Source organism: Terriglobales bacterium (assembly GCA_035567895.1).
Lineage (GTDB): Bacteria > Acidobacteriota > Terriglobia > Terriglobales > Acidobacteriaceae > Gp1-AA112.
Genome location: DATMPC010000022.1, coordinates 192,238 through 206,958 on the forward strand (window position 1 = coordinate 192,238; position 14,721 = coordinate 206,958).

A 14,721-nucleotide genomic window follows, 5' to 3' on the forward strand; every position below is an offset into this window, starting at 1 on the left:
GGCAGCTTCGTGATCGGGAAGGCGACGCCGACGATCACCTGGGCGAACCCGGCCAGCATCACCTACGGCACCGCGCTCGGCGGGACGCAGTTGAATGCCAGCGCCGCTGGTGTGCTCGGCAGCTTCGCCTACACGCAGCCAGCGGGCACGCTGCTAAACGCCGGCGCGAGCCAGACACTCTCGGCGACATTCACTCCGAACGACACGACCAACTACACGACACAAACTGCGACCGTGACCATTACGGTCAGCAAAGCCAGTTCCACGGTGAATGTCGACTGCACTGCCGGCGCACCCTTCATCTATACGGGTTCGCCATTGACACCCTGCACGGCAGTCGCCACCGGAGCTGGGAATCTAAGCGTGCAATTGACGCCAAGCTACTCGAATAACATCAACGCGGGCACGGCCTCGGTGACGGCGGACTACACGGGCGATACCAATCACAGTGCCAGTACCGGCAGTGGCGGCTTCGTGATCGGGAAGGCGACGCCGACGATCACCTGGGCGAACCCCGCAAACATCACCTACGGCGCGGCGCTCACCTCCGCGCAGTTGAACGCCAGCGCCAGCGTGCCCGGTAACCTCACTTACACGCCGGCAGCAGGTGCCGTGCTGAGCACGGGCAATCAGATGCTAAACGGTGAAGTTCACCCCCACCGACACGTTGAATTACCAGACCGTGACCAGTTCGGTGAACGTCAATGTGATTCCGGCGGTGCTGACGGTGACGGCGCAGAACGCTGCTCGCACTTATGGAGCAGCGAATCCGGCGTTCAACGCAATCATCACCGGCCTCGTCAACGGCGACACGCAGAGCATGGTGAGCGGAAGTCCCAGCCTGAGCACGACAGCTACACCAGCCTCGGGCGTGGGCAGCTATGCGATCACCGCCACTTTGGGATCGCTGGCGGCAGCCAACTATACCTTCACCTTCGTGAACGGCACGCTGACAGTGAACGCCGCTGCGTTGACTGTAACGGCGCAGAACGCCTCGCGTGCTTATGGAGCAGCGAATCCAACGTTTACCGCGAACATCACCGGCCTCGTCAACGGCGATACGCAGAGCGTGGTGAGCGGAAGTCCCAGCCTGAGCACGACGGCGACACCAGCTTCCGGAGTGGGCAGCTATGCGATCACCGCCAGTGCGGGAACGCTGACGGCAACCAATTACACCTTCAGCTTCGTACCCGGCACGCTGACGGTGAACGCGGCTGCGTTGACAGTGACAGCGCAGAACGCTGTGCGGGCGTATGGGGCGGCGAACCCCACGTTCAGCGCGAGTATCACCGGCCTCGTCAACGGCGACATGCAGAGCGTGGTGAGCGGAAGTCCCAGCCTGAGCACGACAGCTACACCAGCCTCGGGCGTGGGCAGCTATGCGATCACCGCCACTTTGGGATCGCTGGCGGCTACCAACTACACCTTCAGCTTCGTACCCGGCACGCTGACAGTGAATGCGGCAACCCTGACGGTGACGGCACAGAATGCCTCCCGCACTTACGGAGCCGCGAATCCTGCGTTCAGCGCCATCATCACCGGTTTCGTCAACGGCGATACCGTGAGCGTAGTGAGTGGCAGTGCCAGCCTGAGCACCACGGCAACACAAGCGTCTGCAGTGGGCGGCTACGCGATCAGTTCCAGTCTGGGAACATTGGCAGCGGCCAACTACATGTTCGGCTTCGTGAACGGCACGTTGACGATCACCCCCGCGACTGCGTCGGTGACTCCGAACGCCGCCAGCAAGACCTACGGAACACTGGATCCCGCACTGAGTGGAACACTCACCGGATTCCTCGCGGCCGACAACGTCACCGCTACCTACACGCGCGCACCAGGTGAGACCGTTGCCGGCGGCCCCTACACCATCAGCGCAACACTGTCGCCAACAGGCGTGCTGGGCAACTACTCCATCACTTCCAACACGGCGATGTTCACCATCAGGCCGGCTCCGTTGATCGTCACCGCAAATCCAGCGCAGATGATTTATGGCTCTCCAGTGCCTGCATTCACAGCTAACTACACCGGCTTCGTCAACGGCGATACCGTGAGCGTAGTGAGTGGCAGTGCCAGCCTGAGCACCACGGCGACACATGCATCCGCCGTGGGCAGCTACGCGATCACAGCTACTGCGGGAACGCTGGCGGCAGCGAACTATACCTTCACCTTCGTGAACGGCATGCTGACAGTCAACGCGGCTGCGTTGACGGTGACGGCGCAAAACGCTGCCCGCACTTATGGAGCTGCGAATCCTGCGTTCAGCGCCATCATCACCGGTTTCGTCAACGGCGATACCGTGAGCGTAGTGACTGGCAGTCCGATCTTGAGCACGACGGCGACGCCAGCTTCCGGTGTAGGCAGCTATGCGATCACCGCCACTACGGGAACACTCGCGGCAGCCAACTATACCTTCACCTTCGCGCCGGGCACGCTGACCGTGAATGCGGCGACCCTGACGGTAACAGCACAGAATGCCTCGCGCACTTACGGAGCCGCGAATCCCGCGTTCAGCGCCATCATCACCGGTTTCGTCAACGGCGATACCGTGAGCGTAGTGACTGGCTCTGCGAACCTGAGTACAGCGGCGACTGCAAACTCGACCGTGGGCCCGTATTTGATAATTGCGAGCCAGGGGACACTCAGTGCAACCAACTACACTTTCACCTTTGTGAATGGCACGTTGACCATCACAGCCGCTACTCCGACTGTGACGTGGAACAACCCGGTGGCGATCACATACGGTACAGCCTTGGGCGGGACGCAGTTGAATGCCAGCGCCGGTGGTGTGCTCGGCAGCTTTGCCTACGCACCTCCAGCGGGCACCGTCTTGAACGCCGGCGTGAACCAGACGCTCTCGGTAACATTTACGCCGACTGACAGCACCGACTACACGACGCAAGCCGCGACCGTCACCATTACGGTGAATCAAGCTCCTTCATCGACGACGTTCACCAGCTCGGTGAATCCATCGACTCTTGGAGCCCCCGTCACCTTTACCGCGACAGTATCCAGCAGCAGCGGCGGCACACCCACCGGCACCGTGATGTTCAACGATGGCAGCACCAGTTTGGGAACAAGCGTACTGGTTTCCGGCCAGGCGACATTCAGTGCTTCCGTGCTTGCGGCGGGAGCGCATTCGATCACGGCGGCCTATGGCGGAGATGGGAACTTCCGGTCGAGCACATCTTCGGCGCTGAGTCAGACGGTGAATCAGGCGGCGGCGATCACGAGTGCGAACAGCGCGACGTTCAGCTTCGGGACATCCGGCTCATTCACTGTGACGGCAACGGGCTTCCCAGTCCCGACTCTGAGCCAGACCGGGGCTTTGCCGGCGGGCATGATGTTCAACAACGCGACTGGAGTGTTAGGCGGCACTCCGACTGCCAGCGGTTCATTCCCGATCACCATCACCGCTCACAACGGCGTAGGCACAGATGCAACCCAGAGCTTCACATTGACCGTGAATCAGGCGGCAGCCATCACTAGCGGCAACAGCGCTACCTTCATCGACGGCATCGCCAGTTCCTTCACAGTAACGGCAACGGGCTTCCCAACTCCGACGCTGAGCGAGAGCGGTGCCTTGCCGGCGGGCGTGATGTTCAACACCGCGACTGGAGTGTTAGGCGGCACTCCGACTGCCAGCGGTTTATTCCCGATCAACATCACCGCTCACAACGGCGTAGGCGTCGATGCGGTCCAGAACTTTACGCTAACCGTATCTCCACCGATCCTGCAGTCGATCACTATCAACGCACTCAGCCCCTCGATCGCGAAGGGGACGAGCGATCAGTTCACGGCTACTGGAACCTTGAGTGACGGCACGACTCAAGACCTGACGAACTCCGCCACCTGGACTTCCACGAATCCTGCGGTCGCAACCATCAGCTCCGCAGGTTCGGCGTTCGGCATCGGCGTCGGCTCTACCAGCATTAGCGCCACCAGCGCCGGAATTATGTCGAACACTCTTCCACTCACGGTAACGGCGGCTACGCTGCGATCCATCACGATCAGCGCAGCCAAGCCTTCCATTGCCAACGGCACGACCGATCAGTTCACCGCAAAGGGCATCTTTACCGATGGCAGCATGCAAGATCTAACTGGTTCTGTGATATGGGCATCTTCGAATCCTGCTGTTGCAACCATTACCGCTGCGGGACTGGCGACCGGAGCCAGCGTTGGTTCCAGCAACATCAGCGCAAGCTTCAACGGAATCACGTCGAATCTGCTCCCACTCACTGTCACTCCGGCCGTACTGCAATCGATCGCTATCCGCGCTCAGAATGGTTCAATCGCGAAAGGTACGAACGACGAATTCACTGCCAGCGGAACCTTCAGCGATAACAGCACGCAGGATCTGACTAACTCTGTCGCCTGGACCTCCTCGAACCTCACCGCGGTCAAAATCGATGCCAGCGGAGTCGCAACCGGAGCTAATATCGGTTCCAGCGACATCAGCGCTTCCCAAAATGGAGTTGCCTCAAACACATTCACCCTTACAGTCACAGCAGCCGTGCTGAACTCCATCATCATCGGCGCCGACAGTACATCGATCGCGAAAGGCACAAGCAATCAGTTCATTGCTCTCGGTACCTTCAGCGATGGCACGGTGCAAGAAGTGACTGATTCCGCCAACTGGGTCTGCTCGGATCCCATGGTGGTGAGCGTCGACCCCACGGGTCTGGCAACAGGAGTGAACGTTGGCTCGTGCAACATTAGTGCCACGCAGAATGAAGTCACTTCCAACAGTTTCGAACTCACCATCACCGCTGCCGTTCTTCAGCTCATCTTTATCGGCGCCGACACCACGTCTACTGCGAAGGGCACCACCGATCAGTTCAGCGCTGTTGGAGTATTCAGCGACGGCACAATTCAGGACCTGACCGAGACAGCGACCTGGACTTCTTCGAATCCCGCGGTCGCAACCATCGCGCCCATGGGTTTGGCGAGTGGAGTAGGCCTTGGTACTAGTAACATTAGCGCGACCCAGAATGGAACTACGTCAGATACCTATGCCCTTACGGTCACTGATGCGGTGCTACGGTCGATTACCATCGCCTCCGATAATGGCACGATCGCGAAGGGTACAACGAATCAGTTCACAGCCACTGGGCACTTCAGCGATGGCACAACCCAGGACCTGACTAACTCCGTGATGTGGACTTCTTCCGGCCCGTCGGTGAACATCAACGCGACTGGTCTTGCTAACGGTCTCAGCCCCGGTTCCAGCAATATCACCGCAACCCAAAACGCAATCGCATCAAACACTCTGGCACTTGCTGTTAGCGATACGGTGGTGCAGTCGATCACGATTACTGCAGCCAGCGGCACCATCGCTAATGGACTGACCGAGCAACTCAACGCCACTGCCACCCTCAGCGATGGCACTATGCAAAACGTCACTCACTCTGCGACTTGGGCGTCATCGAGTCCCGCAGTGGCTACCATCAGCGCTGTAGGAGGAGTGGCCACCGGACTCACGCTCGGCTCTACGAACATCAGCGCTACCGAGAACGGAGTCACGTCGGATCCCTTCGTACTCACAGTGACCACTGCTGTGCTGCAGTCCATCGCCGTCACTCCTGCCACGCCATCGATTGTGAAGGGATCTGCGCAGCAGTTCACCGCCACCGGGACTTATAGCGACGGTAGCACTCAGGATGTCTCGCTTTTGGTAACGTGGACTTCTTCGGACACGAACATTGCCACGATCAGTTCAGCAGGATTTGCGACCGGAGTCGCCGCAGGCTCCGTCATTATTACGGCTGCTCAAAACGGCGTGTCTGGCTTGACGCCTCTAATCGTGGACAACCCGCCGCCGTCGATCACCTCGCTGTTGCCGAACATTCTCCCAATTACAGGCACAGCTCAAACACTGACGATCAACGGCTCCAACTTCGATAACAACTCGACGGTTACTTACAACGGAGCCCCCCACTTCGTTACCCTTTTCAGCGCAAGTCAATTAACCATTCAGTTAAGCGCTGCCGACTTGGCGATGGCTGGTGTTTTCCCTGTGGTAGTCACCAATCCTCAGCCCGGAGGCGGTTCGAGTGCGGCGAGTTTCTCGGTTGCTGGGCTGGTTGTCACTCCAGCCGCTCTGGACTTCGGTTCAGTCCCGGATGGCATTGCCAGCATGTTTCAGATTGGGACTCTGACAGCGGTAGGAACCGCCGTCACGGTAAATTCCCCCACCGTGAGCAACAACGCGTTCTCCGTCACTGGGCCCGGTGCCCCGCTGCAATTCCCGCTTCAGCTTGCGGCCGGAGACACCTTCCCATTCATCGTCACTTTCAATCCGCTTTTGGACTCTCCCGGACTCGCCTCAGGAACTGTGACATTTGGCGGCAGTACCAACGCGGCTGCGCAGACCGTTTCCGGGACTGGTACAGCAATCGTTCAACTGACCTGGCAACCTAGTCCTACTCCCGATGCGCATTACAACGTGTACCGTTGCGGCGACGTCTCGCCCCTTGTAGCGGATGCTAGGTGCTCTTCCTCGCAAAACGGCTTCGACTATACCTACATCGCAAGCGTGGGCGATGGAATCCTAACCTACACAGATTTGTCAGCATCTTCCGGCAAGTACTACTACATCGTGACTGCGGTCGATACCGGCGGAAATGAAAGCGACAAATCGGCTATTTCCGATCCGGCTATAGTTCCATAGCTCCTCGTTTTCCGCCTTGCTGTCGGAGTTCCAGGGCGGGCGGAGCACCCTCTCACATTCCATCCATCACAATGGTTACGAATCTTCGAATAGCTCAACGCTGCTCTGTTTCTGCGTACTTCTGCCAACGCCTCCAGAGAATGCGCAGCGCAGCCATGATCGGAATGGATAGATATACGCCGATGACTCCGGCGATCTCTCCGCCTGCGAGAATGGCGAACAAGGCGGCTAGGGGATGCAGTTCGAGCGTGCCGCTCATGATGCGAGGGGAGTTTACATAGTCCTGCACCAACCGCCAGAGAGCCAGAAACAAGACAAGAAGAAGCAAATGGTGGTAACCGGTCAGGAAGGCGACGCCAAAAATTACCAGTGCTGCGACCAGGGGACCCGCAACGGGAATAAATTCCATAGCCCCGCCCAGCAGGCCCAGGATGATCGCGTAAGGTACGCGCAACAGAAGCAGCACAACGGTATAAGCCACGAGCGATAATCCGGCCAAGATGAGCTGGGCGCGAATGTATCCGGCGAGGATCACGTTGAGATCCTCAATGATGCTGCTCACCAGTTGACGCTGCCGGCTTCTTTCCGCGATTTCGATCAGCGAGTTGGCAAATTCGCGTCCGTCGCGCAGGAAGAAGATGGCGAGGATAGGGATCACGATGAGCCAGACGACATTCGCCAGCAGCATGGTCGCGCGACTGGCAAAGTCCCTTGCCCACTCATCGATCACTCCACGGTGCGCTGCGAAGAACTGTTGTAGACGGGCCTGCGTCTCTAAGCTCCACCCATGCTTTCCGGCGAAACGCGTAATTATGTCGCTCGCCGACATCTGATCCAGCAGGCTGGGCAGAGCGTTCGCAAGCTTTCGACCTTCATCCACCACCCGCGGACCGATGCTCAGAAGCACTCCTGTGATGATCAGCAGTAGCAAGACGTAAACCTGGAGAATGGCGAGGGAGCGCGAGCCCCGGGAGAACTTCGACTTCCGCTGAACCAGCGACACGAGAGGCTCGAGCAGGTAGGCAAAGAGAATCGCGAACAGGATGACGACGAGAATGCGTCTGGCGCCGTAAATGAATCCTGCGATCAGGCAGAACAGCACAATTGTGCTGAGTACACTCGCGGTGCGCTTGTCGAAGAAGCTCATCTGTTTACGATGCCAGTGATCGTACTCACTTCTTAGAAACCCCTCAACAAGCGCCGAGACCTACGACTGTTTACGCCACACCTTGAAGTGCATTTTGCCGTGACTACTCGTCGTAAGTTCGCCTACGAGTTTTTGGATTCTAAATTTCCAGCGGACTATTCAGTCACAATTCTGTCTGCCCACTCCACCAGCGAGACGAATATCGCGGGAGAGCCGAATTTTGCTCCCCACTGATTCAGGTCGGCTTCCGTTACCCCACGGGCACGGGAACATGCCCCTCAGGAAAACACGGGAATGCGCTTGGCTACGAGCTTTTCGAAGGTCTCACTCAAGGGTGGCCAGCCAACGGGCTTGATGGCATCTACCGTGGCCTTGCGCATAAGGTAAGTGGCTTCGCCGGTGAGGAAGATCTGCACGTCGTGGCCTGCCTCGGCCAGGGCGAGTCCGTGGATAAAGGCAAACGAAGCTCGCGTAGGATCGTCGGATCCCCAAGCGCTCTTCATCATGATCTTCAGGCGCTTCTTGGTTTCAGATTGGGTCGCGTCCGCCAGGGCGGCTGCAGGCCATCCTAAGAATGGCAATGCGGATAACCATGAGAGAAACGAACGCCGCTCGGTCTTCATTTGTCCTCCTGAATTAAAGAGGCATGGTACACGAAAGGAAAGAGGTGGAAAGTAAGTACGCGAGGCGGTGCCAGTAGCAATGCTGCATTGCGGGTCAGCTCTACGAGTGGGCGAACGAACATGATCGCATCACAAACGTGTGACCGACAAGACTGGGCACTCGCCGTTTGGAAAGTCTAAGAGCCCAAGCCAAGTGCAAGGTCGGCCACTCGCCAATCGCGGTGCCGAGACAGATGTTCTCATCGACGGCTGCTTGCCGTAGCGACCGTCGATTCGAGATCTCTCCGCAATACACCGGCGATGTGGTTGTCGGCATTGAAGGTGACGATCGCGATTCGATAAGTCTTCCAGAGGGCGAGTTCCTCGGACTTCATTCCGAAATAGTGAGCATGCTCGCTGGTCGGCAAAGGAATTGGTTGCGGAGCTTCGCGCTTCTGGCGAAGGCGTCTGGTTCCTCTAAACGCCCAAAATGCCAGCCATGCGGCCAGGCAGATCGCAGCCAACAGGAATTCGCTTAGAGGATTCCAGATGTCGACCACATGCACTGGTTTTACATGTGTGAGCGAGAAGACAGGAGGGCTGAAGTAGTCATAGAACAGATAGAGCCCGTATCGCATAGATTGGGCGATGGCAATCCATGCAACAACCGTCAACAAAATGTCCCGGAAAACAAGCCAGGCCGGCAGTCGTTTGGCCTGTATCAACGGTGGTGCTGGTGGCACGTGCACATTAGCGTTCATGCCACCCCTCGGTCGGGACTGGTCCACGTGCCCCGCGGCCTGTACATCCGCACGATCGCTCTGGGCACTGCGGCGACCGCCGTCATCGCTTGAAGCATCCAGAAAAACACCGGATACCAGGACAGCCAAAAGATGGTGCGGAGAAGCCCCGTTTCGAATCGCCGCTCTAATGACAGGCCCACCGTGGCTTGCAACAAGTAGGTTGCGGTTAATATTGCCCCCCACCAGGCGGGAAGGAGGCTCACTTTAGGGAGTCCGGTGTTCAACGGCAATCCCACTCGTTCCAGTAGCCACAAGCTCATGGCGCCCAAAATCGTGAAAGACCAGAGGATGCTCGTAATATAGTTTCCCCAAACGATCCAGCTCTTCCAGTGGCGCAGCCGCCAAATCCGCAGCGTAGACATAAGCACAGTTTGGGTGCCACCTTCGGACCAGCGCAGTCGCTGTCTCCACAGACCCCGGAGAGTTTCGGGCATCAGAATCCAACAGATCGCGTTGGCCTGGTAGGTAACGCGCCACCCGGAAAGTTGAATCCGCCAACTCAGTTCCACATCGTCAGTGACGGTCTTGGGGGACCACCAGCCAGCCTCCTGCAGCGAGCGCTTCCGAAACGCGCAAATCACTCCCGAAACGGTAAACACCCATCCGAACAAACTCTGCGTACGCTTAATCAGGCCAACGATCGTGCCATACTCGCCGACTTGCAACCGGGCCAGCACTGTGGATCGATTCCGTATGCGCGGATTTCCCGTGATTCCCCCAATGGAACCATCCAGGAGAAACCGTCGAACGATCCACGTCAGCGCATTGACGTCCAGCAGCGCGTCGCCATCAATACAGACGAGAATCTCGGCATTTGCCAGCATCGCTCCGCAGTTGAGCGCTACGGCTTTGCCCTGATTGCGAGCCAGATGTACCACGCGCAGGCGTTCAATACGCCGCGACAGATCGTTCAGAATTTCGGCAGTGTTGTCGGTCGATCCATCGTTGATCGCGATCACTTCGTAATCGGGGTAATCGAGCGCCGCGAGAGCGGTAAAGACTTCGGTAGCGTTAGCTGCTTCGTTATGGCAAGGGACGAGAACTGATACTGCCGGATAAGAATCCAGTTGCGGCGGTTCCCAAGGTGGAGGCTGATGCCGTTCTCGCAGCCAGCGATAGAGTATTCCGCCGGCCATCCAGTACCAGGACATAATGAATGGATAGCCGAAGCAGAAAGATTGAGTCCCGCGAACTACCGTTTCCGAAAACATAAAGTTCAGAACTTCACAGGGAACGAGCTGGCTGAAACCGAGCCGGCTACCAGCGCCGCCTGAGGCTTGTCACCGATCATGTCGTCGGCCCAGCCGATCACGCTGATTCCATTTCTTTGAAACATGCGAGCAATAGCGATCAAATCGGAGGAACTCGGAGGCTTCGAGCCTTCGATCCAAACTCCGAGGCGTCGCGGAAAAAGCTCCGGCGATCCAGCGAGCTTCTTCAGCCGCTCAAGCAAACGAGCAGCCTCCTTCGGATTGTTGGGAGTTGCGATCAACGTCATATCCGCGATCGAGCTAGGCCCGGCCAGCGTTTGGTCGGTGCTGAACAGGGCCAGACTCAATTGCGGGCGGGCAGCTTCGACAATTCGGAAGCAACGAAGGGCCAGCGCGTCGGACGGGTTCAGTGCGCTGTATTCCACCGCCTTACGCCACTTTTCCACCGCCCATGGTGTTTCGTCTTCCAGGCCGCTTTCCGTCTTCATTGCCGCCAATTGCGGCACTTCGGTGAGCACGAAACCATCGATTGGAGCCGCCACGCCAAAATCGCGGCAAAGAGCGAGAACGCGCTCGGGATCTTTCAAAGTATTGAGCGCAGCCTTTACGGGGAGTCTTCCGAACACACGCACGCCTGCGCGCACGTGCATCTGCCAGGCAGCGCGTGAGAACACGTCGGCTTGCACGGGCAAAGAGCTGTTGGGAAACCACGTGGCGCTGAGCGTGCCATCGGGGCCCGTCAGGGCAGCGTCGATTACTATCGAAGTGGCGCCCAGCTTACGGACCCGTTCTATCGCACGACCCAGACGAGCCTCAGTCTCGTGGGCATCGGCAGTCCAGAGAGTGGATGGGTCTAGCCGGACGAGACGCTGCACCGATGGCGGCTTGGTGAGCGCACGCAGATCGCTCACGATCTTTTTGTAGTCGGAATCTGCGGACAAAAGGTATCGGGCAAGCGCCATGGGCTTGGAAGCATCGGCCGGCTCAGAATCCAGAGTCAGGGCAAGCGTGAAGCCTGCATCGCGCGCTACGTCATCAGCCGCGGCCGTATATCGGCCATAAGGCCAAGCCAGCGCCCGCGGCGCTTTGCCCAATTCGCGTTTCATCAAAGCCACGGATTTATCGAGATCTTCCCGGATTCGGATCCGGTATTGGTGTTCGTCTTCGTATCCCGAAATGGGATCATACTTGCGGAAGCCAGCCGCCGGGAGCAGACTTCCCTGCGGGTTTCCCAGCATTCCGTGGTGTAAGTCATAGGTGTGCGAAGCAAACTCAACAAGCCCGCTGCGCTCCATCTCGCGCGCCTCCGCCCAGGAGATATAGCGCTTGCGCGACACATCGGTCTCGATCCAACTGCCCACGAGAGCTGCGACCGCCGGCATCCGATAAGCGAGGAGAAGTGGGAAGACCCGCGTGTGGAGACTGCGGTAACCGTCGTCAATCGTTATCAGAACGGCGCGGTCCGGCAAGGGATGGCCCAGCCTGGACGCCTGGTACACATCGTCGAGGGAGATCGCTGTCCATCCGTCCCCTCGCAGGAACTCGAACAGAGCCACCAAGCGGTCGGTCGTGATCGCATCCGCGCTCAGTTCTTCTCGAGTGTCCACAACGTCATGAAGCGTGATAGACACGAATCGTAACCCTTGCTTGTCGGAGAAAGAGGTCGAAGTGCACAGCACAAGCAAAACGGCCAGCGAAGCTACGCGTTTCATAAAAACCGCTTGTCTAAACTTGCAACGATTCCGAGGTCGCGGACGGGTTGCCCATCGTAGACGCGGCGAGCAAGGTCCACACCATAGCGGATCTCCAGGCCCGGCTGGAGTTCGAAACTCTGTCGATAGCTTATTTGCCCAATCCAATCGGGCCGGTAAAGCGCTTCCCAATATGGTCCCATGCCCGCTGTGAGGTTCTGCCGAAAGCTGCGTTCATAGCGGCGCCAGAGAATGTGGTCGAGTTCCACAGCAATGTTTGCTGAGGTATCGTGCTGCGGGTTGAAGTATGGCGCGTCGAGCCGCGTGTTGTGTGAGGCGTAAAACTCGGGGCGAATGTTTAACTTGAAATGCGGCCGGTCTCTGAGACGACGGAACAGCGACACGCCACCTTCGAAGCGCTGGTTGCCGTCCGAGAACGAGAGGGCCCCCATCCGTGCCGAAATGGAAAAGGATTCATTTTTGGCGTAAGCGGTTCTAAAGCTTCCTCCGTTCGCCGTAATGCCGTGGAGCACCGCGCGCAGCGGTGTTTCGGCGGAAAACAGCTCCCCGCTCGCGGAGAAGCTCCACTGATCTGTCGCCTCCCAACTGCCCGCGAGGGTTGCGCCGCCGCGCGAGAGTTGTCCGGCATTGTTCCAGGCGATTGCTTCGAGCGTGAAGTCTGGCCATCGCGCTTGAGCCCCTGCTCCATAGCGAACGCGATGGACAGACCCTTCCGGCGGCTTCGCGAAGGAATAGTCGAATTCGGTGAAGGGACGCCATCTCTCGCCGAACGCGGGGAGGTAAAGGCGGGCGGTAGTGTCGATTTCAGATCCTGGACGATTGGTGGCGTTTCCACTCTCGTGACGTAATACCGTATTGACCTGCAACTCCACGGCTTGCTCGGCCGCGACATCTCGCATTGACCGTTGTACTGCGACATCACCTGGGTAGAGGAGGTTCAATTGTTCTATGCGCTCCTGTGCCTCGCGAAATCGTTTTCGCCGCAGGCAGGAGTCCGCCAACGCGATCTGGATGCCTCTGTCCTCTCGCGCCACTTCTGTTGCGATTTCGATTTCTTCGTCAGCGCGGCGCGGCCAACCCCTGTTTGCAGCAACCCCTCCCAGCGCTGCGCGCAAGTAACCTAGCGCCGGGGCCCCATTGGCCAACGGCTTAAGGCGCTTCCATCCCTGAGACTCAATGCTTGCGTAATGACGTGCCTGGCCTGCCAAAACCTGCGCATCCAGCCAGTCAGGATTCTCGACCGGACCCGGCATAAGAGGTGGGCGAATCGCAGGTGCCTCCTTTCCGGCCATGGCGTCGACTGTGGCAAACGCCGCATTGAAGTCTTCCGTTTCCACTTGTGCATAAAACAAACCTTGCCTTGCATCTTTGTTCCGCGGGTCGGCGGCAAGAACTTCTTCGTAAGCCTTCAATGCTTGTTCTGGATGCCGAAGGGCCAGCAGAGAATCGGCCTCGGCTTCCCGCACGTAAGGAGGCAAAACGTCGCCTTCCTCGCGCAACCCTGCAGCCGCCCGCACGGCATCATTCCAGCGCTCACGGTTTCGGAGCGCGAGCACCCGGTCTCGCTTCAGGCGCAGTAGCAGTCCTCGATCGAGGGGTTGCGCAGCCGAAGCTTCCCGAATCAGGACTTCCAGCCTGGCAAGCGCCGCATCGGTTCGTTCAAAACGCTTCGCCGGCTCAGGCGACACAAACTCCGTGCCCCAACGCACCAGCGCCGCCGCTTTTCCCGCTTCGATTCCTAAATCGGGAGTTGAGACTAGTGAAGCCGCTCCGTAAGGTGCATTCAAGCGCATGAGAATGCCGCTCATGACGGAGGCTAGGCCGCTGTCGTCAGGTGCGAGCTCACGCGCAGTTGCGTACGCTCGGAGGGCTCCAAAGCTATCGCCTGCAGCCATCGCGATGTCACCACTCAGGAGGGTATTCAGAAGGAACCATGCCTTTCCCTTGGGAAAGCGCCGAAGCCCTTCTTCGGCAAGTTCTTGCGCGAGCCCGAACCTCTGCTGGTCTCGATAGGCACGAACCATTGCAAACAGGACATGCTCCGGCGGTTCGTGAACGGCCGCCCGCTCGAATACATTGGTGGCATCACGTGGTCGCTTCGCCCATGTCAAGATGGTCGCCAAATCAAGAGCAGCCGCAGTGTCCCTGGAGTCTTTCGCGATCATGCTTTCCAGCACACGAATTGCTTCTTCAGTATGGCCCTCCCTTGCTGCGCGTACAGCGTCTTCCCGGCTCTGTCCACGCGCATTCCCCAATGCCAAAAACAGGATCGTCAGCAGACTCAGCGCGTCACGGCCAATGCACAAGCGAATGGCTCTTGCTTTGTCTATCGGCACTCGTTTGGCTTGCAATAAGTTGGAACACACGCGGATTGCATGACTTCAATCTCTGAAGGTAGCAACGGCGTGTCTCGCAGGGTACTGACAGATTTGATAGCTAGTCGCGTTGAGGCCGCAAGGAACGGTTCTGCCTGGCGAAGCGGAGTCTTGATCTTCGGGCTACCGACGAGTCTGCTTGCGCAGTCTCCTCCTCACTGCTTGTTCAGATCGTCGTCCTTGTAGTACTTCGTACCCTGCAAG

7 protein-coding genes are annotated in these 14,721 nt (G+C 58.4%); 1 reads left to right on the forward strand and 6 read right to left on the reverse strand.

Annotated features, from left to right (window positions below; translation table 11 throughout):
• Positions 1-820 precede the first annotated feature (820 nt).
• The gene (locus tag VNX88_06690) at positions 821-6,667 is read left to right on the forward strand and encodes an MBG domain-containing protein (protein ID HWY68333.1); all 5,847 of its coding nucleotides are present in this window, start codon (positions 821-823) and stop codon (positions 6,665-6,667) included.
• A gap of 94 nt (positions 6,668-6,761) precedes the next feature.
• Here VNX88_06690 and VNX88_06695 read toward each other — a convergent pair whose 3' ends face one another.
• The 6 genes from VNX88_06695 to pgaA all read right to left on the reverse strand — a co-directional run bounded on the left by VNX88_06695 (position 6,762) and on the right by pgaA (position 14,478).
• Entirely contained in the window at positions 6,762-7,814 is a 1,053-nt protein-coding gene (locus VNX88_06695; GenBank protein ID HWY68334.1) for an AI-2E family transporter, read from the reverse strand.
• Between the two features lie 278 nt (positions 7,815-8,092).
• Positions 8,093-8,437 carry a DsrE family protein gene (locus VNX88_06700; protein ID HWY68335.1) on the reverse strand — a complete coding sequence of 115 codons (345 nt, stop codon included), beginning with the start codon at positions 8,435-8,437 and terminating at the stop codon, positions 8,093-8,095.
• A 239-nt stretch (positions 8,438-8,676) separates the two neighbouring features.
• The gene (locus VNX88_06705; protein ID HWY68336.1) at positions 8,677-9,177 is read right to left on the reverse strand and encodes a PgaD family protein; all 501 of its coding nucleotides are present in this window, start codon (positions 9,175-9,177) and stop codon (positions 8,677-8,679) included.
• The gene (gene pgaC / locus VNX88_06710) at positions 9,174-10,430 is read right to left on the reverse strand and encodes a poly-beta-1,6-N-acetyl-D-glucosamine synthase (GenBank protein HWY68337.1); all 1,257 of its coding nucleotides are present in this window, start codon (positions 10,428-10,430) and stop codon (positions 9,174-9,176) included. Before pgaC ends, VNX88_06705 begins: the two co-directional genes overlap by 4 nt.
• 5 nt (positions 10,431-10,435) lie before the next feature.
• Positions 10,436-12,142: a poly-beta-1,6-N-acetyl-D-glucosamine N-deacetylase PgaB gene (gene pgaB, locus VNX88_06715; GenBank protein HWY68338.1), complete on the reverse strand. Its 1,707-nt coding sequence runs from the start codon at positions 12,140-12,142 to the stop codon at positions 10,436-10,438.
• Positions 12,139-14,478: a poly-beta-1,6 N-acetyl-D-glucosamine export porin PgaA gene (gene pgaA, locus VNX88_06720; protein ID HWY68339.1), complete on the reverse strand. Its 2,340-nt coding sequence runs from the start codon at positions 14,476-14,478 to the stop codon at positions 12,139-12,141. Before pgaA ends, pgaB begins: the two co-directional genes overlap by 4 nt.
• Positions 14,479-14,721: the final 243 nt, after the last annotated feature.